Raw genomic sequence first — 25,023 nt, forward strand, 5'->3', positions numbered from 1 at the left:
GTGGCCGTATGCTGTCACATCAAAATGCGTCTCCTTGTTGGGGCCATCTTTGTTTGAGCCCGCCTTGTTTGGGGGTCGGTTGAGGGTGTTTTTGTTTTCGCCGAGCCGCGATCGCGATGCTGCCCGCCACGATCGCTGCGCCCGCAGGATAAGCCAGCTTTGAAATCCGCAGCGGCGTGGGATCCGAGACCGGTTGAGTTTCTTCACTCGCCATCGATTCGATCGACGCCAGGATCGAATCGAGTAGCGGACCCGAGATCGGTTCCACCACTCCGGCGGCGATCAAATCCAAGCAGCGGTGATATCCCATCGTCGATTCCAATTGCACGTTGATCGCGTCCCCCGTGATGGCGCCGATCCGCGATGGCAAATTGCCGCGTTGCAGATCGATCAGCCCACCGGGCCCCGAAAACCAATCGATAATCGACAAATCGACTTGTTGAGGAACCACTCGAAGCGTTGCTTGAAAATTCCGTTGCAGTCGGGGCAGGATGCCGTCATCGAGCTGCCACGCATTTTGCTCGCTATCACTCAGGCTCTGAAGCGGACGTAGTTGCAATGACGGTTCGGGAGCGATCAAGCCGGATTGAATGTCGTTGACGTCGTCGGATCCGATATCACCGGTATCGGTGGGCAAAGTCATCGGCCCTGCCGCAGAATCGTTATCGATGGTGGCATTGACTCTCGATGCTAATTCGCGGCCGCTAACAGCAATGGTCGACACGGTTTGGGTCGCTGTCACGGCGTCTTGATCGGCCAACGCAACGTCGCTTTCACTCGCCGTTTGCAACGAGGCGAGAACTTCGTCCACGGCCGATGGAACTATCGCAGCGATACTGTTCTGCGGCAACGGGGGGCTGACGTCCCGTCGAGCATTGGCAACGTCGTTGACATTCGGATTCGATTGTGGCGTGGTTGGGGTGCTGACGCCCAGCGTCGTCGGGGTGGGACTCTGTTGGGCTTGAGCTAGCGTTGCATCTTGGCGAAACGAGGTCGGGGCGTCGTGAATCCGGTCGATACCGTTTCCAAGGCTGCGGAAATCTTGTCCGGCATTGCCCTGTGATCTGAATTGCAGTGACCTGGATTCGAGTGCTCTGTTTCCTTGGACGCCGTTATTTTGAATACTTGCGTGTCGTGATGGCGGTTGACGTTGCGACAGCGATAATCGACCGCTGGCAACCTGGCCCGCAGCATCGTTCGGGAGAGCGTCGGTCGTGCTTGAACCGAATTGCAAATCGAGATCAAAGATTCCAGCCGCCAGCAGCGAGCGTGTCTCGAGACGCTCGATACGCAGGGCACGAGTGGGGGTGGTCTCAGTCATTGTAAACTCTCCGCGGATTGGCAAGGCTGAGTGAATTGTGTTGATGTTTCGCTAGGTACGCTTGGTACCGAGGAACCTCCGGTGCGAGCTGGACGGCACGAGATTGGTACTCTGCGGCTTCAGCAAAATATTGACGCGCGACGCGTGCGTCCCCGAGTTGTTGTTGCAGGAACCCTAAATTGTTTAGGACGCCGCCGAGCATGCTCTGTACCTCTGCATCGTCGGGGTACAATTCGGCGAGCGATCGCTGAACGGGTAATGCCTTTTTGAAAGCGTTTTTCGCATCCTGTTGCTTGCCCGTCGCGGCCAACGACAACCCGAGATGGTTCAAGCTGATCACCAAATCACGCGAATAGGCGGGCGAATCGGGCCAGCGAGTTTGTAATTGCTGGGCAATCTCGATCGCCTGTTCAAACGATTCGATTGCTTCGGCGTGTTGGGATCGCTGCGCATACGATGTGCCAAGTGAGTTCAGTGTCAAAATAACCTGAGTCGCCAATTTGACGTCGCCACGATGCTGCGCGAGCGACTGAGTCTGTTGAGCCAAGGCTTGACGAGCGTACTTGATTGCTTGATCGGGCGATCGTTTGGAAAGCAATCCCGCCAAATTCGATTGAATCGATGCCAACAATCCTGCGTCTGAATCAGACGTTTCCAACAATTTGATGGCTCGGCGATAGACGGTGGTCGCTTCCGCCGTTTTCTCGGCTTCGTGCAGTAACAAACCCAGATTGTTTAGCGTCGTGGCAAGCTCTCGCGTCACCGCAGTTGAGTTGTTTTTTTCTAGCAAAGATGGTTCGTGCGAATTTGAGTCGCGATCAAGCAAGCGTTGCTGAGTCACGATCGCGTTGCCAAACCAATGAGCGGCTTGTTCGATGCGACCGGTTTGCGACAACTTTTCAGCAAGATTGTTTTGACTGATCGACCACTGCAGACTTAACGCGGCGTCATCGGGTGATTGTCGAGCCAGCTCGCGGTAGAGTTGTTCGGATCGCTCCAGCGCCGCGATCGCCTCCTCGCTGGCCCCTAATTCGCTCTGAAACGCGCCGATTTTTCCATACGTGATTGCCAGCTCTTTGCTGAGTGTGGGATCGTCGCTGGCTTCGCTCGCAAAGCGGTTGTAGTAAGCAAGCGTCTCGCCGAGCAAACGCCTGCGAACCGGCGCCGCTGCGGGAATATCGGCCAACAGTTCGGCCATTTGGGTACCCAGCCGATCGATCGATTCACGCGCAATCTGTTCATTTCGAGTCGCACGCATTTGATTGGCGATCGCACGCGCCCCGTTGGCGTCCGAAATTTGTTTTTCGGCCGCCAACATTGCGGTAAAGATGGCAAAACCGACGACTGCGAACGTGGTGACCACCATTGCGGCGGCAACGCTGCGTCGATGCTTGTTGGCAAACCGGCCGATTCGATCAAAAAACGTCGGCGGGCGTGCGATCGTCGGTTCGCCCGCGAGCACACGCCGCAGGTCATCGGCAAATTCTTTTGCGGTTTCGTAGCGTCCATCGCGGCTCTTCGCCATCGCTTTGGCCACCACTGTGGCGAGATCACGAGGGAGATGGGGACACCGTTTCCGCAACGGCACGATCGCATCGTTTTCGATGGTGCGCAGGATCGCCGGAGCGTCTTCCCCGTCGTGCGCGGGCCGAAGCGTCAACATTTCGTACAACGTTACTCCCAGCGAATAGACGTCGGTGCGGCCATCGACGATCGCGGATTCGCCACGCGCCTGTTCGGGGCTCATGTACTTCATCGTCCCAACGATATCGCCGGACTGGGTCAACGACACGTCGCTTTGCACTCGTGCCAAACCGAAGTCGGTGAGCCACAATTTACCGTTTTGATCGATGATCAAGTTTGACGGTTTAACATCGCGATGAACCACCCCAAATTGATGAGCGGCATGCAGCCCTTCGGCCGCTTGGATGGCTTGGCCGATCGTTTCTCGCCAATCATCGACAACGGGATGGGTCAGAGGTTCGCCTTGATCGACACTTTGGAATTCAAGGCTGCGTTTCAGGATGATCTCGTCCACCGACATTCCGTCGATGAATTGCATGGCGTAATAATGCACGCCACGTTCGCAACCGACCGCGTATACCGGAACGATATGAGGATGTTGTAAACCTCCGGCCGCCTTGGCTTCGTGTTGAAACCGAGTGATTTGACGCGAATCGAGAATCGACGGCAACGGCAAGAGTTTGATTGCCACGGTGCGTTTGAGCGAACGTTGGGTGGCCCGGTACACCACCCCCATGCCGCCGCGTCCAATCTGTTCGTGCAAGTAAAAATCACCAAGCCGGCGTCCGGACGAGGACGATGGAGATTGGTCATTGCGCGAGGCTCGATCATTTCCAGATTGCGAGGCATGCGGTGACGTATCGCGTGAAAGAGATTGTGAAAAGCCCGAGGCCGCGGTGGATGTCGAACTCGACGATGGATCCAGCCCGGCGGCCATACGATGCAGATTCTGTAACCCGTCGACACAGTAGCGAAGCGAATGAAGCAGTTCGGGCGCATCTGCCGTTAACTCTTCGACGGTTGGCGGCAAGCCTACCTCGAGCCCCGACATGTAACTTTCTAGCAACACGCTGAGGTGCTCTTTTTGTGCATCCGTCAGATGCCGGGTGGCGGATGGTTCCGCGCTCAGGTCGGTCATACTCATGGTGTTTTCTCTGAGCTACTCGTATCTCGGGATTATTCGATCGGGTCGCATGTTTCTTTGAACTTGTTGATCGCACGCAACCACATCATCCGCACGGCCCCCGATTTGCGGTTCATGCGTGCTGCGATTTCGTCGAACGATAACCCTTGTAAATTGCGATACACGATCACATCTCGGTATTCGGGTTTCAGTTTTGCGAGCTGGTCGGATAACCGCAGCGACAGCTCGCGGCGTCCCATGTCCTCGCTTGGCGACAGTCCACGATCGGCCAAGATGTTCGCCAATCTCGCCATGCTGTCGTCAACGTTCTTTGCGATTTGATCCAATGCGACCTCGCGGCGAATGTCTCGCTTCTTCGCAAACACGTTCGCTTCGATGGCATGCCCAAGACAATTGCTCAGGATTTGACGCAGCCACGCCAACAGTTCGCCTTCGCTGCCTCCTCGGAACGCGGCAAAATCGCGGTGTGCCGCCAGCATCGTTTCTTGGACCAAGTCCGAGGGACTCATCCGGCGTCGCAATCGACCGTCCAACTGAGTGGTCGCCAGGACGCTGAGATAGTTGCGATAGAGCTGTAGCAGTTCGCCGAGAGAATCGATGTCACCATGGCGAACCTGCAGCAGCATCTCCGATACGGTGGCTTGAGCATCGGAAGATTCGTTTGCGGTTGCGGTCGACATGACTTCTCCGTTCGGTAATTCGATTAGTAGGTGGTTCTTGCTGAGATAAGTTGATTGCGTTGTGATAAGAGACCACCCGGTCTGGTTAGAACGCTTCACCCGCGGCAGTCGGACGTGACCTCAAAATCGGTACTCAACACGATGGGCCCCTTGCAGCGGATCTCGATGCATGGCTCCACCGCGATGGGGGCCCGTTGCGACACCTTGTTGGTGGTTCCCATCGTTTTTTCTCTCTCTCGCTCACCACGACCGCTGCCAAGACTTCTATGCGTAGTCGCCGCCAGCAGGGGGCCAAAGTTTGTTCAAGATTTTGCGGGAATTTTCCGCAGGCATCGCTTTGCCGTTATTTGAGCAAGGTCGATTCTCTGTTTCGTTTGTGACACTTTCCGAGCAATTCCGTCCCTAAACCTCAGACTGCTAGATCGCCTTCTCTCTTCACCTTCTCAACCATGCCACCTTGTCTGGAGGGTCTCGCTATGGCTCATTTTCTGAATCGTTGGTTCAAATTCCTGCAATCCTCGTCAAGCGATGATCGGCGGCGTTGCCAACCGCGTCGACGTTTACGTGCGGAATCGCTCGAGACGCGTCAACTTCTGGCCGCAAATCTGTTTCACAACGATTTGATCCCCGAGGATGTTAACAACGATGGAGTCGTCTCGGCCTTTGATGCCTTGACGGTCATTAACGAAATGAATCGCCATCGCAATGAAGGCGGCGTCAACGGCACGGTCAACGACCGTGGTTCGATGCCGGACGTGAATAACGATGGTCGTCACACCGCGATCGACGCGTTGATGGTAATAAACCGACTGAACCGAGGACGTTCACCGCAGCAAGCTCCCCACGATCCTTCGCAGAATCCTGACAGCCCGCCGGCAGATGATGATCCCGTAACCGATCTCGCTGACGAAGTTCGCTCGATCGATGGCAGCAACAATTATCTGGAAAGCCCCGACTTTGGTGTCGCAGGCACGCCCCTGTTGAGGGTCGCCGACGCTGACTATGCCGACGGCATCTCAGAACCGTCAGGAGCCGACCGGCCAAGTGCTCGCGAGATCAGCAACACCCTTTCCGCCGCCGATCCCGAGGGCACCACCAACGATCGAAACCTGAGCGACTTTGTTTATCTGTGGGGGCAATTCATCGATCACGATATCGATTTATCACTTACTCAAGAGGGAGAAGACGCAGAGTCGTTTGATATTGCGGTTCCCACCGGTGACCCGTTGTTTGATCCGTTCAGCAGCGGAACGGAAGTGATCTCGTTAACGCGATCGTTGATTGCAGAAGGCACCGGAACATCGACGGACAATCCGGCCCAACAAATCAATGCGATCACCGCTTGGATTGACGGTTCGCAAGTCTATGGAAGCAGCCAAGCGACGACCGATTTGTTGCGAGAATTCAGCGGAGGCCGAATGCGAACCAGCGACGGCGACTTGCTGCCGACCGATGAAGCGGGAAATATCCAAGCGGGGGACATTCGGGCTGCGGAAAACCTCGGGCTGACATCGATGCAGACATTGTTCCTGCGAGAACATAATCGACTCGCCGATGATATCGCCGACGACAATCCTGATTGGAACGACGAACAGATTTTCCAAGCCGCGCGGACGATCGTGATCGCCGAGATCCAGTCGATCACGTACAACGAATTTTTGCCAGCGCTACTTGGGGAAAATGCGATCTCGGATTACGAGGGATACGACGCGAGCGTCAATCCATCGATTGCAAACGAATTCTCCACTGCGGCATTTCGGTTTGGACACACCACGCTTAGTAACGAAATTGACTTTGTCGGTAACGATGGGATCGAGGTTCGCGAGGCTCTCTCACTGGCCAACGCTTTCTTTAATCCATCGCTACTCGAAGAAACTGGCATCGATTCGATTTTGAAAGCGGGCGCATCGAGTTTGTCGCAAGAAGTCGATCTCGAAGTCGTTGATAGTTTACGCAATTTCTTGTTCGGACCTCCCGGCGCCGGCGGATTCGATCTGGTGTCGCTGAACATCCAACGTGGCCGCGACCACGGGTTGGCCGACTTTAATTCGGTTCGCGCCGCCTACGGCTTGGAAGCTTACGAATCGTTCTCCGAGATCACGAGCGATAGCGAACTGAGTGCGAAACTCGAGACGCTCTACGGCGACGTCAACAATATTGATTTGTGGGTTGGATTGTTGGCCGAAGACCACGCCGACGACAGCTCGCTTGGCGAGACCGCATCGACGATCATCGCCGACCAATTTGAGCGAATTCGCGATGGCGATCGCTTTTATTACGAGAACACGCTCTCGGACCGCGAGATTCGTGTGATCGAAAACACCACGCTGGCGGATGTGATCCAGCGGAACACGGATATCAATTCGTTGCAAGAGAATGTGTTCATCTTTAACCCATCGATCACCGGCACGGTCTTGTCCCAGCCCGCGGTCGTTCAATCGAGCTCGGCGAATCGAAATGACAAGCGTTCGCCACGAAACGGTGGGCATCCGAGCGACCCATTCCGTCCCAGCGTGCCTGTCGAAGGCATCACGGTCGAGTTGCTCGATGGCGAAGGCAACGTGGTTGATACGACCGTGACCGATCGTTCGGGAAATTACAAGTTTGACTCGTTTGATCATTCCGGAGGGTATCAAGTTCGTATTGCAGTCACGGGCGATGTCCAGGCCGTTGGACTCGATACCGTCGATACGCTGATCAGCAGCGGCGACGTGAACTTGAAGGGAATCAACTTTATGGTGATATCGTAGCAGTGGCACGCTGATATCAATGGACTCGTTGGGAGTTTTAGTTGCGCCGGTTTGATGCCGCCTCTCCCCCCAGCTTCGGAGACTGTTGAAGTCGTTGGCCGTTTTGGCCAACGCGGTGAAAACATTTTTTCGTAGCTACCTTCGCCAGAACTCATAGCTACCTTCGCCAGAAGGTGGTGATTCGTACTGGCCGGCAACCATCGACGCTCTGGCAAGCGTAGCTACGGAACACAAATGCCGTGATTTGCCGTCTCTAAATTCTTCACGGCGTTTCCCCAAACGGCAAAACGAATCAACAGGGCGGCAAAAGTTTCGGGGGGCATAGGTCAATCGAACGAAAGTCTTGACGACTTCCGCTACGTTAAATTCGCACAAACTCGATAAGAAAAACTCGTTTCCAATGACCTCCGAATTCTTCGCTGCCCAACGAATATCCCTCTCTTCCTGCATCGTTGGATCGAATACGGCGGAACGGCTATACTCTGAAATATGAACAGTGAAGTAACCAAGATTTTGACCGCGATTGATGGCGGCGACCGGCAGGCGGCGAGCCAGTTGTTGCCGCTTGTCTATGACGAACTCCGCCGGCTGGCGTCGTACAAGATGACGCAAGAAAAGTCGGGACAAACGTTGCAGCCAACCGCCTTGGTCCACGAAGCGTTCATGCGTTTGGTCGGGGGTGAGGATCGTCCACAATGGGACAGCCGCGGGCACTTCTTTGCGGCAGCCGCCGAAGCAATGCGACGAATTTTGATCGAAAGCGCCCGCCGACGAAATGCCGAAAAACGTGGCGGCGGGTTGGTGCGGTCCGAGCTGAACGACGACGATGCCGTGCTGGATCCCGAGGATTTCGAGACGCTGCTTTCGCTCGACGAAGCCCTCACGAAGTTAGCTTCCGAAGATCCTGATTTGGCAAAACTGGTCGAACTACGCTACTTCACCGGTTTGACGATCGACGAAACGGCCGAGGTTCTCGGAGTTTCTCCCCGAACTACCAAGCGAAATTGGACCTACGCCCGAGCTTGGTTAAAACGAGAGCTCGATGCGCAAGAGTAATCTTGTTTAAACGTAACCTTGGATGTCGTTGGGGACCGCGTGAGCGGCGAAAATGAAGAATCCAGCAAATCGATGGCCTGCATCTGACTTGCATCACGCATGACAATGAAGAGCGACATTTTTTTGTGCCGATCGAGTTTTAGGTCCCCATGAGCAGTCCCAACGAACGTTCGATTTTTTTGCAGGCGCTTGATTCGCCGACACCGGATCAGCGTAACGACTATCTCGACTCGGCTTGCGGTGATAATGCGGCGTTGCGAGCGTCGGTCGAGGCGTTGTTGGCGGCGCACGATCACCCCTCAAACCCGCTGGACAATCCGCTCGGCAAGGGGCTCAGTGACATGCCCACGATCACGTCGATTGCCCCGCCCCCGAAATCGACGGAACATGTCGGCATGAAAATCGGCGGGTACCGGTTGATGGAACAGATTGGCGAGGGCGGATTCGGGTTGGTGTTCGTTGCCCAACAAGAACGTCCGGTCAAACGCCGTGTCGCGCTGAAAATTGTCAAACCTGGAACGGGGTCCAAAGAAGTCATCGCACGCTTTGAAGCCGAGCGACAAGCGGTTGCCTTGATGGATCACCCCAACATCGCTCAGGTCTTTGACGCCGGCGTGACCGATGATGCGCGTCCCTATTTCGTGATGGAACTTGTTCGCGGCGTTCCGATCACCGAGTTTTGTGACAACCATCATTTGGATGTTGCGGCCCGTTTAAGCTTGTTCATTGACGTGTGTTCGGCGGTTCAGCACGCGCACCAAAAAGGAGTGATTCACCGCGACATCAAACCCAGCAACGTGATGGTGACGCTGCACGATGATAGACCGGTTGTGAAAGTGATCGATTTCGGCGTCGCCAAAGCGATCGGACAAAGCTTGACCGACAAAACGATCTACACCCGCTTTTTCTCGATGATTGGCACCCCGCTGTACATGAGTCCCGAGCAAGCGGAGATGAGCGGTTTAGATGTCGACACGCGCAGCGACATCTATTCGTTGGGGGTGATGCTTTACGAATTGTTGACGGGCACGACGCCGTTTGATCGCGAACGTTTAGATTCCGCCGGTTATGACGAGATGCGCCGCATCATTCGCGAAGAGGAACCGCCAAAACCCAGCACGCGGCTAACCACGATGGGCGAACGATTGAGCACGGTGTCGGTTTCTCGGCATACCGAACCGACGCGTTTGACGAGCACGGTTCGCGGCGATTTGGATTGGATCGTGATGAAGTCGTTGGACAAGGACCGGACGCGTCGTTACGAATCGGCTGCCGCGATGGCGGGCGATATACGTCATTATCTAAGCGAAGAACCGATCAATGCACGTCCGCCCAGTCGTGGCTATCAGATTCGCAAATTCGCTCGGCGGAACCGTGTCCCTTTGATCACTGCGTCGCTGGTGGCCGTTACGATGATCATCGGATTGGTGACCAGTCTTTGGCAAATGTCCGCGGCAATCGACGAGCGTGATAAGAAAGATCGCGCACTGCAGCAGGCGTTGCAAGCGAAGAACGAAGCCACCGCGGCACGCCGCGAAGTCGAGCAGTTTGCCGAACGGTTGACGTCCGCAAATCTGCTGGTGGCCAGCGGACAAGCTCACGCCGATGCAGGGAAATGGCCCGAGGCTCGCGAAGATTATGGCAACGCCGTGCAAATGCAACCCAGTTATTACTTGCCCTGGGTCCAGCGGGCTCAGTTCTTTACGCGATTGAAACTGTGGGACGAGGCCGCCGCGGATTACGAGCATGCGTTAAGCCTCGGGGCGCCGACCGACTCGCCACAATGGTGGGGCGTTCCCGCGCTGTTTCAATTGACGGGTGACCAGCAGGCCTATAACAAATGGGTGACGCAAAATTACGAACGCACTCAGCAAGACACTCAAACGCCTCAGTGGTGGACGTTGCGGGGCATGGTGATTTCAGCAGATTCGACGTCAGCAATCCAGTTCGAGCAATTTGCCAATGACGCGGAACGTTGGTTGGACGCACAACCCGCTCGGCCCTCCCATCGTAGCGGCGGAGGACCGCCGCGTGATCGGCGACCCCCGCGAAACACGCCACTGGATGATTTTGATCGAATGAGTGAGCCCTTGGATGCACCCGAGGACCATGGCTTCGGACCTCCCGGAAGACGCTCGTTTGATGATCCGGGGCTACCTCCAGATCGTTTCGCTGGTCCCCAAGGCAGCCAATTTCTGCCTCGCCAGGTCTGTTTGTACGTGACCGGGGTGACGCATTTGCGGGCAAACCATTTTGAGTTGGCGATTGAGCGGTTTCGTGAAGCAGGCGACGACCCCAATTGGCCCGGAGCCGACATTGTCCATGCACCGTTGGCGATTGCGTTGCACCGCAGTGGGCAAGCCGATGAAGCACGCGATGCGTTGCAAAAAGCGGACGATACACTTGATCGATGGTTCCGAGATCTGAAAGATCAACCGACGCGGTCCTCTCCCATTCCGTGGTTCGATTTTGTGGAGGCGATTGTTCTGCATCGTCAAGCGACGATCCTGTTGACGGGGTATGCGCCAGCTGACAATCCAGACCTACGCGAATTGCGACAAACTTCGCTTGACATGATTGCTCCGTGACATTCAATCCTGCGAAACGACCCTGATGACTAGGGAGCAAGGGTTCCCAGCAGATGTCTGAATGTTACTCGGGGAGAAGCGTCATGTCAGTGCGATTCAAATCAAAAATGTCACGGGCTGTGATTCCATTGGTTATTGTGACAGCAGCGTGCGGGTGCAGCGATGTGCAAGCACAATGCTCGGGCGGCCGAGGAGGCGGTGGCGGACCCGCGAGCGGTAATGTCGCGACGGTTTCGCCGCTCAGTGGGATACCACTTGATTCGATTGCCGCGATCCAATCGGTCGCCGCACAGCGGCAAATGTACCAAATGCGGATGCAATGGGACCAATTGCAACAGCAACAGCGGATGTTGGCAATGCAACAACAAGCCTATCAGCAACAGCTCTACCAGCAACAACAGCAAACGCGAATCGAAAGCGAACATGCGTTGTTGGCCAAACGGCAAGAACGTGCCGAACAGAAACGGGCAAAACGAGCCGAGCGGCTCGCTGCCCGTGTTGCAGAGCGTCAAAGTACGACGTTGGCAGCGAAACAGGAACAATCCGCTCCGTTCGATACCACTCAGTTCGCCTCGACCTATTGAGTCCGTGGGAACGGTAGGTCGTATCGACGGCAACTTGGTTCGCGGGCGTCAGCTTAGTTCGCAGGCGTCAGCTTGAAATTGCGAAACAGCATTTTCTGGTGCACGTTCGCGTGCAGCTGGAGCCCGATTTTACCTTTTTCCGGAAACCGGATTGCGGTGTAATCGACAAACGGGGCGTCGTTCAGGAACGTTTGGATACGTTTGCCGTCGACCACCATTCGCAACGTATTCCACTCGCCCGGTTTGTGAACGGTTTTGACTTTGTCCGATTTTGCAGGATACGAACCTTGCTTATCCACAGGCGCGTAGATGCACGCGGTGAGGTCGACTTTCAACGACCGTGAAATTCCGATTTGAACTTGGTGCGAATCACCATGCAGAAAGACGCCCGAATCGTAATCGGGAGAATCGGTCTTGAATTCGACGGACAATTCAAAGTCGGTGTAGTCGTTGTCGGTCCACAAAACCGATCCTTTTTCGTCAGGATTGTCACCGATGATCATCCCGTCGGTGACGGTCCAGTGGGACGCAAATTCCTTTGGCTTGGTATGCCAACCCGTCAAAGTTTTGCCGTCAAACAGGACTGCGTTTTTGGACGAATCGGCGGCCACGCGGTCTTCCGCGGGCAACAGGTTCGCGGTCGCAAACAGGCACAGTGAAATCGTTAAAGCAAGTCGTTTCATGTTTACTTCTAAAAAAGGAAGGAAGGGAGGGGGGGAGAGGGTAATGAGGTGCAACATTTCGTAGCGAAAACTCGTCAAGAGTTTCGGAGGGCATACGTCAAGGAACGAAAGTCACTCGCGACTTCCGCGACGCTAAATTTGAACAAACCCTACAAAAAAAATGCTGGTCAGCGATGGGCAGAGGGGCGAGGCAGGGATGTGGACTCAGCGTAGGCAGGATCAAAACAACATCATCGATTCACGAACCGACGATCGAATACAGACCGCCGCCTTCGCGTTTCAGTTTTCCTTGATTGGCCAATTCTTGCCAAACCGATTTGGGGTACGAGTCGGGTGGCGTGATCGCGGCAACACCCGAGGATTGGCCTGACGACATCGGGCCGTAACCGAGTCGCGACTCATCGTCCAAGCGAGTCAGCTTCAAGCGTTTTCGAAACGCCTTCATCGCCAATCGCAATTCTTCTTTCGATGGGCCTACGGGCTCGGGGGGCACGGCGGACTCGGGGGGAACAGCGGACTCGGGGGGAACAGCGTCTGGGCTAGCAGGTTCTTCGGAATCAGTCATAAAATGGCTTCGCAGTGGGTTCGTTTAACGGTTTGGCGTCGAAATCGATTATCATAATCGGTAGTACGGATGATCGTGATCCCCATTGTCTACCACCGACTTTCACGCATCAACCTTTTGACGCTCCGCCATCACGAAACTAAACGAGAAATCTTGCTACCCTGGGCATGCTTGTTCTCGCTAAAACATGACTGAGAAACGGCCGCTGGATCCTTGACCCCGCCCGGGTTTCAACGCTTGCCAGCGTCGGAAGGCCAGCGTCAGAAGGCCAGCGTCAGAATGATTGTTCGATACGCCCCTGTGACTCCTTCTCGCTTCATGGTCTTTCGTGTCGTTCTATCCGCAATGTTTGACTCGTGCTGGCCAACCCGATTCGATCCATTTCCTCCTTGTCTAAAGAAACACGCTGCTATGAAGTCACTGGTACCTTTGCTATTTGCCTGGCTGATCGTTCCGCAAACGCTGTCGGCCGCTGCCGAAAAGCCCAATGTGATCGTGATCTATACGGATGACCAAGGGTTCGGGGATGCAAGTTGTTTGAACCCGGATGCGAAGTTCCAGACGCCCAATTTAGATCGGCTTGCTGCCGAAGGGATCGCGTTCACCAACGGGCATAGCTCGGATTCGGTTTGCACCCCATCGCGATACGGATTGTTGACGGGCCGCTACTCATGGCGAACGACTCTGAAAAAAAGCGTGATGGTCGCCGAAGGCAAATGTTTGATTGACGATTCCCGCATGACGCTGGCCTCGTTGCTCCGTGACAACGGCTACCACACCGCGATGGTGGGCAAATGGCATCTGGGGATGGATTTTCCCGGATCGAGTTATCGCGACCGCGACTGGACAAAACCAGTGAAAGATATGCCGCTGGACAAGGGGTTCGACTATTTCTATGGCGTTCCCGCGTCGCTGAACTACGGCGTCTTGGCGTGGTTCGAAGGGCGTTATGCCAAAGTGCCACCGACCAAGTTTACAGCAAAGAAGCCCAACGATCGGCACGTCGATTATCGCATCATGCCGCCTTACCAAGATACGCCCGAGGAAACCGCCAAGGTGGTCGGAACCAGGGGGATGGAGGTGGCTCCCGATTTCGTCGACAACCAATGTTTGACCCGGTTCACGGACAAAGCGATTCAGTGGATGGAGGGCAAGGCGAGCGATGCGAAATCAGGCAAACCGTTTTTCGTTTACCTGCCCTACACCTCGCCGCACTACCCTGTGTGCCCGTTGCCTGAATTCCACGGGCAAGGCAACGCAGGCGGCTATGGCGAATTTGTGATCGAAACGGACTACCACGTCGGTCGTATCTTGAAGTTTCTCGAGCAATCCGGTCTCGATCAAAACACCATGATTGTCTACAGCAGTGACAATGGTCCGGAAACGTCGTGGAAACGACGGATCAAAGAGTTCGATCACGACAGCAGTTCGATCTATCGAGGCGGCAAACGCGATATCTACGAAGGCGGCCATCGCGTCCCCTTTTTCGTGCGTTGGCCAAACGGGATTACCGAGCCTGGTCGCCGCTGTGACGCACTGGTGGGACAATTGGACGTGTTGGCAACGTTGGCCGAGATTCTGGACGTCGAGCTTCCCGAAAACGCGGGCGAAGACAGCCAAAGTTTTGCAGCGGTGCTGGTCGATCCGGATGCAAAGCACGAACGATTACCGCTGATCAACCACAGCATTGGGGGGCGTTTCTCGGTCACCGAGGGAACATGGAAATTGGTGCTGCCGCACGACAAAGCCAAATACGAATTATACGACTTGGCCAAAGACCCGGCGGAAGCATCGAATGTCATCGCGCTGCATCCCGAGATCGCCGACTCGCTACAAAAAAAACTTACCGACATTGTCTTGAATGGTCGCACCACCCCAGGCGAGGCCCAATCAAATGACACCGGTTATTGGCGCGATTTGACGTGGATCAAAGCCTCCGAATACGATGCCCGGCAATAATCCGGTCCAAGCCGCGTAAATTGACTCGTGTTCATCCATGAAAAAACTCGTTCCGTAGCGGAACTTCTCAACGGCTTGTCGATTTACTGAGCCGCTCGCGCGTCAGCGGCCGGGTCCCACGCAAGACCCGGTGCCTTACGACCCACGGCTCACCGTTGCGATTTGCATTTGGATCAAATCAACAAGCCGTCAAAAGTTTCGTCAAACGCAATCCGATTTCGACGACTCCAGACCACCGAAAGTCTTGGCGACTTTCGCCACGGATTACTCCCACTCAAACAAAAAAACACTCCATGAAGGCGGCATCGATCCATGAGCTGAAAAAGGCGCTCGCGAACCTCGACCGCGACGAACTACTCGATGCATGCGTCCGTCTGGCAAAATACAAGGTCGATAACAAAGAATTGTTGACTTACCTGCTGATGCATGCGGATGACGAACAAGGGTACGCGGATGCCGTCTGCGACGAGATCGATCAACAGCTCCCCACGGCTCATACCATTCATAAAAAGACGATGCGAAAGATCGTGCGTTGGATGGACAAGTACATTCGCTACTCCGGCAACAGAGAAACCGAACTGCGAATTCGAATCCACTTTTGTCGGCAATTTGTCGAGCGGAAAATCCGCTTCCGCAGTTGCAAAGTCAGTGCAAATATGTACGCGACCCAGTTAAAGAAGATCGAAAAAGCGATGGAGAAACTGCATCCCGATTTGCAGTTCGATTTTCGCTATCAGATGCAAGGACTCGACACCTATCCGAGTTGAGGAGCCTGCGGATTTCGGTAGCCATTTCGGCCCGTGCTGTGACGGATTTCGTAGCGGAACTCGTCAAGCGTTTCGGGGGGGCTCGATCGTGGATCGAAAGTCTTGACGACTTCCGCGGACGCCGAGAAGTCACGATCCAACACGATGGCGACGATTCAGGTGCATTTCGTCGGTTTGACTCAAGAGTCGTAGGTCCTTATTCCGATCATAGACGCTATTTGTCGTCGTCTTTTTTTCGGATTCGCAGCGATGGAAATTTCGGATTCAACCACGGGCTATCGCACGCTGCAGCAAAGACGCTCGGATGCGGAACACAGTCTGCAAAACGTGTTCAGTGAAGTCTTGGCCGGGGCCGGACATGCGGGCTATGCTTCGGCCGAACCGCTCGAATCCGACGAACCGCTTCAAACACAGATCCAGGAATCGTGGGACGGATGGTTCCAGCTCGAGTTGCAAGGCCGCTACCGCACGACCGAAGCACCGCGTGAACTTGGAAAACAGTACGGCGATCTCATTCAAAATGCCTATAAAAATGGCGGGTACGTCGCTCCTAAAGCGTATTTGTCGTCGCTGTCTAAAGACCAGATGGCCGTGGTTCAAGGCATCCATCATCTGGCCAATCCGATCCAAGTCGATACGTTGAGCGAAGAAGGGGCGATGAATTTGCTGATTCCGCCCGCAGCTCAGGTCGATATGAATCGCGATGGTCTCACGCAGTCCGGTGCCGCTTGGGGGCTGCGGTTTCCCGACAGCACCACCCCCAAACCAGTCGCGGAAGCTTTCGAAGCTGCGACCGAAGGGATGGACTGGGGCGAACGAAGTCTCTACGAATTGCAGATGAAATTGCCAACGCTGCTGGCAAATTTTCACGTCGACGAATCCGGGGCCTTTGCCTACCAAGTCGAACCCGGCGACCCGCGTTTCGTCAATCCAATGGCGGACCCAGAGTACTCGTACGTCGACTACGCTGACAGCTATCTAAGCTATCTCGAAGCGTTCAAATCCCGTATCGATCCGATCCAGTATGCCAAAGGCAAAGCGTTCTGGACCGACTTTCAAAACGAATTGATCGCCAACGGGGCTTCGTAGCAAAGACAGCCTCGTAGCAAAAACAGCCTCGTCGCAAAAAGCAACGTCGCAAAAAGCAACGTCGCAAAAAGCAACGTCGCAAAAAGCAACGTTGTGGACGATTGGGGGCTACGGCGATTCTGACGTCGCGTTTGCCAGGACCACGACCGACCGTCCCGCGACCTTGTAGGCTGCTTGCTGGATTGTCTTGTCCGGAGACGCGGTAAAATCGTCCGGACTTGGACGCGACGTATCGACGATGCGGAACCATGATCCCGGCGTCCCTGCTTGGATTCCGAATTCGATCGGTTCATCGCCGGCGTTGATCATAACGTAGAGATCGCAGTCGTTTTGCGATGCTCCGTGTAAAGCGTAGGCGAGTTGTTTGCATGACGTCGAGAAGTCAACGTGGTGGCCGCTGCCGTACCATTTCACATCGTCACGCCAAAACCGTGAGCGGCTGATCGATGGATGCGACTTGCGAAAGTCGATCATCTGTTTAACGAATCGAAAGATATCGCGGTGCTCTCGCAAACGGTCCCAAGCGAGCCAGCTTGTTTCGTTATCTTGATTGTACGGATTGTTATTGCCACCCTGAGTTTGTAGAAACTCGTCGCCCATGCGGAACATCGGCGTTCCGTTAGACAACATCAACAAACTGATAAAGTTCTTGATTTGCTGTTTGCGAAGACGGACGATTTCAGCCGGCACCCCGTCGTCTCCTTCCCAACCGCTGTCCCAGCTCGCTTCCTGGCTGCCGTCGGTGTTGTTGTGTCCGTTGGCCCAATTGCGTTTTTGGTTATACGAGACAAGATCGTACAGCGTGGATCCGTCATGGGATGTGATGTAGTTGACGCTTAGCGGCGGTTGATACGCGTGCATCCGATCATCCGGGAACAGATCCGCACTGCCGTACAGCCGCGTCATCAGATCACCCACCATCCCATCATCACCGCGAACGAACCGTTGCAGTGTGTCTCGGTAGTGTGCGTTCCACTGCATCCATCGCTGGCCCGGGAATTTTCGACCGAGCTGGAATTCCCCTCCCGCGTCCCATGGTTCGGCGATCAAACGATTGTTGGTGAGATCAGCGTTCGTACCAATTTCGCTAATGATCGGCGGGTCATCCAAATTGATCGATCCGTCAGAGTTGCGAGTGAAGATCGAGGCCAGGTCGAAACGAAATCCATCAACCCGCATTTCCGAATCCCAAAACCGCAGACTGTCGATGATATGTCGGCGGACGGCTCGGTTTGCGGTATGCAGTGTGTTGCCGGTGCCGCTGTAATTGGCAAACGGTGCGTCGGGGTCACCCGTCATGACATAAGCCGAACTGCTGTCGATCCCTTTGAAACTATACGTCGGTCCCCGCAGGTCGCCTTCGCAGGTGTGGTTATAGACGACGTCCAAGATGACCTCGATGTCCGCCGCGTGCAGTGCCTTGACCATCGTTCGGAATTCGTGCTGTTGTGGACACGCTCCCGGTGCGGTCGCGTAAGCATGATGCGGCGAATAAAAGTTCATCGGCATGTAACCCCAATAATTGCCATCATCGGGATCAAACTGAAAGATCGGCATCAGTTCGACGGCGGTGATGCCCAATTCGACGAGGTACGGGATTTTATCGACGACGCCCAGAAAGGTTCCGCGATGCAGGTCCGGAACACCCGAATCGGGATGCTGTGTAAACCCTTTGACGTGCAGTTCATAGATCACCAGATCGTTGCCATGGCGAGGTTGTCGATCGTCCTGCCAATCAAAACCACACAACCGGTCGGGCAGTACCCCCAGCGGTGCTTGGCCCGCATTGGACCCAGGACGCCGTGCCGCATCACGGCTGAAGTCATCCGGGAAATAAACGCTTTGAGCACACGGATCGAGTAGGACTTTTTCGAAGTCAAAGCTATGCCAATCGTAACCGGGTTGCGGCGGCGGACCGTCCACGCGATAGGCGTAGTAGATTGCGTCGGCGGCATCCGACTTGCTGACTCGGCAATGCCAGACCGGGCCCGATTTGTTCTTCAAATAGTCCAGCGTGTATTCGAACACAGGGTGAACGACGTCGCTCGCCGAGAATAAAAGTAACCGCACTGTCTCGGCATGTTTCGAATACAGCGAGAAGTTGAACGCCGCGTTATCGTCGAGCCACGTTGCGCCCAACGGGTAAGGCGTGCCCTCGATCTTTTCCCAAGTATTCATCGTCGTTGGTCATTTCAGCGTCACGAAACTCGCTGTGAGTATTTGAAGGGTTGTGATTGCGATACGTCTCGTCGCTACGGCTGAGGGCTCCATTTCCAGTCACGGATTTCGGGCATGTCTTGGCCGTGTCGACAGATATATTGCTTGTGTTGCACCAGTTTCTCGGCCAGTTTTTGTTTCAGCATAGCCCCCTTTTTACCGGTTTGGGGCAACCGGTCGATGGTGTCCATGACAAGATCGAATCGGTCCAAGTTGTTCATCACCGTCATATCAAACGGAGTCGTAATCGTGCCTTCTTCCTTGTAACCACGAACATGAAATTGGTCGTGGTTGGTGCGGCGATAGGTTAATCGGTGAATCAACCACGGATACGCATGAAACGCAAAGATCACCGGTTTTGTCGTGGTAAACAACGCATCGAAATCGGCATCGCTTAGTCCATGCGGATGCTCGGATTCGGGTTGCAGCTTCATCAAGTCGACGACGTTGACGACGCGAATTTTCAGCTCGGGCAAATGTTCACGCATGATCGATACCGCCGCCAACGTTTCCAGCGTCGGCACATCTCCGGCACAAGCCATCACGACATCGGGATCGCCACCATCATCGTTGCTCGCCCATTGCCAGATGCTGATGCCTGCGGCACAGTGTTTCTCTGCCGCTTCAATCGTCAACCACTGCGGCGCGGGATGTTTGCCCGCGATCACGACATTGACGTAGTGACGACTTCGCAAACAGTGATCCATGACCGACAGCAAACAATTCGCATCTGGCGGCAAATACACTCGCACGACCTCCGCTTTCTTATTCACCACGTGATCGATGAAGCCGGGGTCTTGGTGTGTGAATCCGTTGTGGTCCTGCCGCCACACATGCGAAGCAAGCAAGTAGTTCAGCGATGCAATCTTGTGTCGCCACGGCAGATGGTTTGTGACCTTCAACCATTTGGCATGTTGATTGAACATCGAATCGACGATGTGGATAAACGCTTCGTAGCAATTGAACAATCCATGACGTCCCGTCAATAGGTAGCCTTCGAGCCAGCCTTCGCATTGATGTTCGCTCAGCATTTCCATCACGCGACCGGTGGGCGCGAGCGACTCGTCGCCGGGCACCGTTCTGGCATCCCATTGACGATTCGTGACATTTAGGACCGCTTCCAAACCGTTGGATACGGTTTCGTCGGGGCCAAACACGCGAAAGTTTTTTTGCGTATCATTCAATTCGACGACGTCACGAATGAAACGGCCCAATTCATGAGTGTCGCCAATGCCCATGATGCCCGGTTGCGGCACATGGACTGCGTAATCGCGATAATTCGGCAGTTTCAAATCACGCAGTAGTTTGCCACCGTTGGCATGCGGGTTCGCTCCCATACGGCGATCTCCGATCGGAGCAAGTTCGGCGATTTCAGGCTTCAGTCGGCCATTCTCGTCGAACAATTCCTCGGGCCGATAGCTTCGCAACCATGCTTCGAGTTGCTGCAAGTGTTCGGGGTGCTTCGCGAGCTCGCGAAGCGGAACTTGGTGAGCATGAAACGTCCCCTCATTCGGCACGCCGTCGATCACCTTCGGTCCCGTCCATCCCTTGGGTGATTTCAAGACGATCATCGGCCAACGAGGACGCGTTAAATCTCCGTTGACTCGGGCGTTGTGCTGGATGCCTTTGATCTGCTCGACCACGATGTCCATCGTCGCGGCCATCGCTTCGTGCATCGATTTCGGGTCGTCGCCTTCGACAAAGTACGGCGTCCAACCATAACCACGAAACAGCTGCTCGAGTTCCTCGTGCTCAATCCGAGCCAGGATGGTAGGGTTAGCGATCTTGTAACCGTTCAGATGCAAGATCGGCAGCACCACGCCGTCCGTCGCTGGATCGAGGAATTTGTTCGAGTGCCATGCCGTCGCCAGTGGTCCCGTTTCGGCTTCGCCATCACCGACAACGCAGGCGACGATCAGATCGGGATTGTCAAACACCGCGCCAAACGAGTGGCTTAGCGAATAGCCCAACTCGCCTCCTTCGTGAATCGAACCGGGACACTCAGGCGAAGCATGGCTGGGGATACCGCCGGGGAACGAGAATTGGATAAATAGCTTTCGCAGACCCTCTTCGTCCAGGCTGATCTCGGGATAGATTTCGCTGTACGTGCCTTCGAGGTACGTGTTGGCGACGACCGAGGGACCGCCATGACCCGGACCCGAAACGTAGATCATGTCGAGATCGTATTGTTTAATCACTCGGTTTAGATGAGCGTAAATGAAGTTCTGACCCGGCGTGGTTCCCCAGTGACCAAGTAACATGTTTTTGACGTCCGATAGCTGCAGCGGCCGCTTGAGCAGTGGATTGTCGTACAGATAGATTTGCCCCACCGACAAATAGTTGGCCGCCCGCCAATAGGCGTCGATGGTTTGCAGCAGTTCAGGGGAGAGGGGTGGCGAGGAGGTGAGCGTTGTCATTGTTGGACTCCTGAGGGTTTGATCGACTGGGTTTGATCGACTGGGCCGGCAGTGATGAGTGAAATCGTGGTGAGTAAGTTGCGTGGTAGCGAAAGTCGCAGAGACTTTCGGGAACCGCCGTGAATGTGTGATGCGAATGGACGTCGTCAGCTGTGACGCTGCCAAAGTTGGTGGCGTTGAGCTAACGGCGTGTGGCTGGTCGGAACTCTTGGCGAGTTTTGCTACGGTGCTATTTGCTACGGTGCTATTTGCTACGGTGGTTTTGTTTCATCGTTGCCACCGGATCAGATCCAGTTCCAGTGGCACCGCGACGCTGGCGTGCTTCGGCACGATCCGTGGCGTGAAATCGGATGCGGAGCGAGTGGTAGCGACAGTAGTGCTGTACGTCGCCCAGTTTTCGGCGGCGTCCACGGGCGGCTCGGTTCGCAACATTTCCTGACGAACCGCGTCTTCGCCGTCCAGCGGGTCGGCATACCACTCCACTCGCACGAAACTCGGATCGAGTCCGTCGAGGTAGACGTCGACTTCAACCGTGTGCTCGTTTTCACTCGACTGCAATCTCACCTCACCAAATTTCAGCGATGCCCACTTCTCACGAAGCGAATGTTCCCAGTTGACAATGCTGGTGCCGCCCGCGCCATTGTACGCGGCGCGGTGGCGGTACGCGGTGGCGGCGGGAATATAGTGTTGCTGTGTGTACTCACGCACCGTGCGAACGGCTGAGAATTGCGGAGTCAATTGCGACATGCTCGCTCGCATGCGGGCCAGCCATTGATTGGGGATGCCTTGTTCATTTCGAGTGTAGAATTCGGGAACAACCTCGTTTTCAAGCACGCTGTAAAGCTGTTCGGCTTCGACCGCATCCCAAGCGGGATCGTCGCCATGTTCGTTGCCATCACCGATCGCCCAGCCCACTTCGGGCGTGTAGGCTTCGGCCCACCAACCGTCTAGCTCGGATAGATTGATGCCACCATTGACCAGCACCTTCATGCCGCTGGTTCCACTCGCTTCCCAAGGCCGCCGCGGAGTGTTGATCCAAACGTCGGCGCCTTGCACCAATTGTTCGGCCAGTAGCATGTCATAGTCGCTGATAAAGATCACGTGTTGACGTGCGATGGGGTGCCGGATGAAATCGATCCATTGACGAATCAGATCCTGGCCGGCATGGTCCGCTGGATGCGCCTTGCCAGCGATCACGAGTTGGACCGGTCGCTCAGGATTCGATAACAATCGCAGCAACCGATCGGGATCATGCAGCAACAAATTCGGCCGTTTGTAGGTCGCAAAGCGGCGTGCAAAACCGAGCGTCAACAGGTTCGGATCAAACAGATGTTTGGCCGCTTCGACTTCCTCGGGGGATGAACCTGCACTCGCCAATTGACGCGACAATCGTTTGCGGGCGTAGTCAACCAATCGGTGAGTGGCATCGACGCGAAACTGCCAGAGTTTCTCGTCCGAGACGCGGCAAATGTCGCACTCTAGCGTTTCGCTTGTTCCTAACCAGCGGTCTTTGCCACACATCTGGGTCCAAACCTTATCCGCCGCAGCCGAATCCCAACTCGGCATGTGGACGCCATTGGTCACGTGTCCCACCGGCACTTCGTCGGTGGGCCACTGCGGAAACAACGGTTCAAAGATGCGGCGACTGACTTGGCCGTGCAAACGACTGACGCCATTGACGCTGCCGCTTCCCCGGATCGCCAAAAGCGCCATGTTAAAGGGTTCCGATTCATCACTTGGGTTCAACCGACCGAGTGCCATCAAGTCGTGCACCGTTATCCCCAGTTTCTGTTCGGCATAGCGGCGCAGATGTTGTTCGATCATCGCAGGTGCAAAACGGTCGAAACCTGCAGCCACCGCCGTATGCGTTGTGAACAAATTTCCTGCACGCGTGACCGCCAACGCGACTTCGAACGGTTGCCCTGATGCATCCATAAATTGCAGAGCTCGTTCCAGAACCGCAAACGCGGCGTGCCCTTCGTTCAAGTGACAAACTTCGGGAGTGATCCCGAGCGTGGAAAGCAACCGCCAACCCCCAATCCCCAGAATCAGTTCTTGTCGCAAACGCAGCTCGTGTCCGCCGCCATACAACTCGCTGGTGATGCCGCGATGCGCCGGGAAATTTGCTGCGTCATTACTGTCCAGCAGATACAGCTTCACACGTCCAACTTGAACCTGCCACGCACGCAGCCAAACCGAGTAACCGGGCAGTTCGATCTTTAGACGAAGCCATTCACCGTCGGCGTCCCGCAGTGGCCGGATCGGCAGTTGGCCAGGATCGTTGTAGGGGTACAACGCCTGCTGGCGTCCAGCATTGTCGATGGATTGGCGAAAATAGCCTTGTTGATACAGCAGTCCCACGCCAACGACCGGCACACCCAGATCGCTGGCCGCTTTAAGTTGATCGCCGGCGACGTTACCGAGGCCGCCCGAATAGATAGGCAACGCCTCGCTGAGCATGAATTCCATGCTGAAGTAGGCGGCGCACGTCAGCGGTGGTGATTCCGAATGCGTTTGCTGAAACCAAGCAGGCTGCTCCGCCGTTTGCCGGCGCATCTCGGCCAACTGATCGACCTTCTGCCGAAACGCCGCATCCCCCAGGACGTGTTCGATTCGTTGACGCGAAACCGTTTGCAGCACTACCCACGGGTTTTGAGTGATCTCCCAAAGTTCCGCGTCCAATCGACGCCAAACTTCGTCGGTCGCGTGGTTCCACGAGGACCGAAGGTCTAACGCTAGTTCGGCTAGCGATTCGAAGCCGTCGATCTCGATTGGAAACAGATCATAGATCGGGTGCACATGTCGCGGATTGTCGCTCATTGTTCTTCCGCCAGTTGCAGGCGATCTTGCTCAGCGAGTTTTCGCATGACATGCTTTTCCATGATATCGATTTGCAAGCCGTTGGCATGAGCAATGGCGGGCACCGTAGCGGGCATTTCATCCTCCTGTATTCATCGTGTCGAAAGGACGCCCGGAGAATCGATAAAAACGACTGTCGAGATCCGCTGCCGCCAAGCGAAGCATTATTGGTGCCAAACCACTGTGACAAATCGTCATCTCAAAAACGACGTAATCCGTTGATCGCACAGGTGCCCATCGACTGAATTCCGAAATCGAGGCGTTAATCGCACACCGCCATCGCCCGTATTTGCACAGTCGAGCACCACTGCACGCCCGTAGCGAAAGTCGCCAAGACCTTTGGCAAGAACGCATCAGCCAACGGCCCGCAAGCGAGTGTCCCACCTCATGTAATCGTGGCATCGTAGGCCTTGATGAGGAGAGTCAACGACAGAGGACCGTTCGGAGTGAAGCTACGCGCTTCCAGCGATCATCGACCTGCGATGACGCTGCTGATTGAGTCGACAGAAAGATTGGTGCGACAGAAAAATTGGGTGAGTTAGACTGGGCGGTTTTATTCTTTGTGTCGCACCAATGTTTCTGTTGTTAATTGCGGCCTGAGCTGATGGAATAGTCGTGGCGCTGTATGCCTTGGTGACAAGAGACAACGGCAGAGGACCGTTCGGAGTCAGTTTACGGCTTCCCGCGATCATCGGACTGCGATGCCTCTGCGGTTGGATAGACAGAAAGAATGGTGCGACAGAAAAATTGGGTGAGTTAGACTGGGTGTTTTTAATCTTTCTGTCGCACCAATGTTTCTGTCCTCAATTGCGGTCTGAGC

15 protein-coding genes are annotated in these 25,023 nt (G+C 55.1%); 7 read left to right on the forward strand and 8 right to left on the reverse strand.

The window, feature by feature from the left end; all coding sequences use genetic code 11:
• Positions 1–19: 19 nt before the first annotated feature.
• The 3 genes from ABD971_RS16295 to ABD971_RS16305 are packed head-to-tail and all read right to left on the reverse strand — an operon-like array spanning position 20 to position 4,669.
• A complete protein-coding gene (locus ABD971_RS16295) occupies positions 20–1,321 on the reverse strand; it encodes a hypothetical protein (RefSeq protein ID WP_345323752.1) in 1,302 nt (433 codons plus the stop codon).
• Complete coding sequence (locus tag ABD971_RS16300; protein WP_345323754.1) at positions 1,314–3,989, reverse strand: protein kinase domain-containing protein; 2,676 nt, start codon at positions 3,987–3,989, stop codon at positions 1,314–1,316. The genes ABD971_RS16295 and ABD971_RS16300 overlap by 8 nt, the downstream gene beginning before the upstream one ends.
• Before the next feature lie 32 nt (positions 3,990–4,021).
• Positions 4,022–4,669 (reverse strand): sigma-70 family RNA polymerase sigma factor, encoded by a 648-nt coding sequence (locus ABD971_RS16305; protein ID WP_339942707.1) that lies wholly within the window; start codon positions 4,667–4,669, stop codon positions 4,022–4,024.
• Between the two features lie 476 nt (positions 4,670–5,145).
• Between ABD971_RS16305 and ABD971_RS16310 the strand changes: the two genes are divergently transcribed.
• The 4 genes from ABD971_RS16310 (at position 5,146) to ABD971_RS16325 (ending at position 11,647) form a co-directional block, all read left to right on the forward strand.
• Positions 5,146–7,419 carry a peroxidase family protein gene (locus ABD971_RS16310; RefSeq protein WP_345323757.1) on the forward strand — a complete coding sequence of 758 codons (2,274 nt, stop codon included), beginning with the start codon at positions 5,146–5,148 and terminating at the stop codon, positions 7,417–7,419.
• A gap of 489 nt (positions 7,420–7,908) precedes the next feature.
• The gene (locus tag ABD971_RS16315) at positions 7,909–8,475 is read left to right on the forward strand and encodes an ECF-type sigma factor (protein WP_339942703.1); all 567 of its coding nucleotides are present in this window, start codon (positions 7,909–7,911) and stop codon (positions 8,473–8,475) included.
• A gap of 149 nt (positions 8,476–8,624) precedes the next feature.
• On the forward strand, positions 8,625–11,063 hold the full coding sequence (locus ABD971_RS16320) for a protein kinase domain-containing protein (RefSeq protein WP_345323760.1): 2,439 nt from the start codon (positions 8,625–8,627) through the stop codon (positions 11,061–11,063).
• A gap of 83 nt (positions 11,064–11,146) precedes the next feature.
• Positions 11,147–11,647, forward strand: a complete 501-nt coding sequence (locus ABD971_RS16325; RefSeq protein ID WP_345323762.1) for a hypothetical protein — start codon at positions 11,147–11,149, stop codon at positions 11,645–11,647.
• Between the two features lie 53 nt (positions 11,648–11,700).
• Here the strand turns inward: ABD971_RS16325 and ABD971_RS16330 are convergent, their stop codons facing one another.
• Together ABD971_RS16330 and ABD971_RS16335 are read right to left on the reverse strand one after the other, a co-directional pair.
• Positions 11,701–12,330: a 3-keto-disaccharide hydrolase gene (locus ABD971_RS16330; protein ID WP_345323764.1), complete on the reverse strand. Its 630-nt coding sequence runs from the start codon at positions 12,328–12,330 to the stop codon at positions 11,701–11,703.
• Positions 12,331–12,568: 238 nt separating this feature from the next.
• Positions 12,569–12,895: a hypothetical protein gene (locus tag ABD971_RS16335; RefSeq protein ID WP_345323766.1), complete on the reverse strand. Its 327-nt coding sequence runs from the start codon at positions 12,893–12,895 to the stop codon at positions 12,569–12,571.
• Positions 12,896–13,306: 411 nt separating this feature from the next.
• Between ABD971_RS16335 and ABD971_RS16340 the strand changes: the two genes are divergently transcribed.
• The 3 genes from ABD971_RS16340 (at position 13,307) to ABD971_RS16350 (ending at position 16,710) form a co-directional block, all read left to right on the forward strand.
• A complete protein-coding gene (locus ABD971_RS16340; RefSeq protein WP_345323769.1) occupies positions 13,307–14,854 on the forward strand; it encodes a sulfatase family protein in 1,548 nt (515 codons plus the stop codon).
• Positions 14,855–15,147: 293 nt separating this feature from the next.
• Positions 15,148–15,621, forward strand: a complete 474-nt coding sequence (locus tag ABD971_RS16345) for a hypothetical protein (RefSeq protein WP_345323771.1) — start codon at positions 15,148–15,150, stop codon at positions 15,619–15,621.
• Between the two features lie 249 nt (positions 15,622–15,870).
• Positions 15,871–16,710, forward strand: a complete 840-nt coding sequence (locus ABD971_RS16350) for a hypothetical protein (protein ID WP_345323773.1) — start codon at positions 15,871–15,873, stop codon at positions 16,708–16,710.
• Positions 16,711–16,818: 108 nt separating this feature from the next.
• Here ABD971_RS16350 and ABD971_RS16355 read toward each other — a convergent pair whose 3' ends face one another.
• From ABD971_RS16355 to glgP, 3 genes are all read right to left on the reverse strand, one after another.
• Positions 16,819–18,888 (reverse strand): glycogen debranching protein, encoded by a 2,070-nt coding sequence (locus ABD971_RS16355; protein WP_345323775.1) that lies wholly within the window; start codon positions 18,886–18,888, stop codon positions 16,819–16,821.
• Between the two features lie 74 nt (positions 18,889–18,962).
• Entirely contained in the window at positions 18,963–21,344 is a 2,382-nt protein-coding gene (locus ABD971_RS16360; protein WP_345323777.1) for a phosphoketolase family protein, read from the reverse strand.
• 267 nt (positions 21,345–21,611) lie between these two features.
• Positions 21,612–24,164, reverse strand: a complete 2,553-nt coding sequence (gene glgP, locus ABD971_RS16365) for an alpha-glucan family phosphorylase (RefSeq protein WP_345323779.1) — start codon at positions 24,162–24,164, stop codon at positions 21,612–21,614.
• Positions 24,165–25,023 lie beyond the last annotated feature (859 nt).

The sequence above is a fragment of the Novipirellula rosea genome (genome assembly GCF_039541335.1).
In the GTDB taxonomy this organism is placed as follows: Bacteria; Planctomycetota; Planctomycetia; order Pirellulales; family Pirellulaceae; genus Novipirellula; species Novipirellula rosea.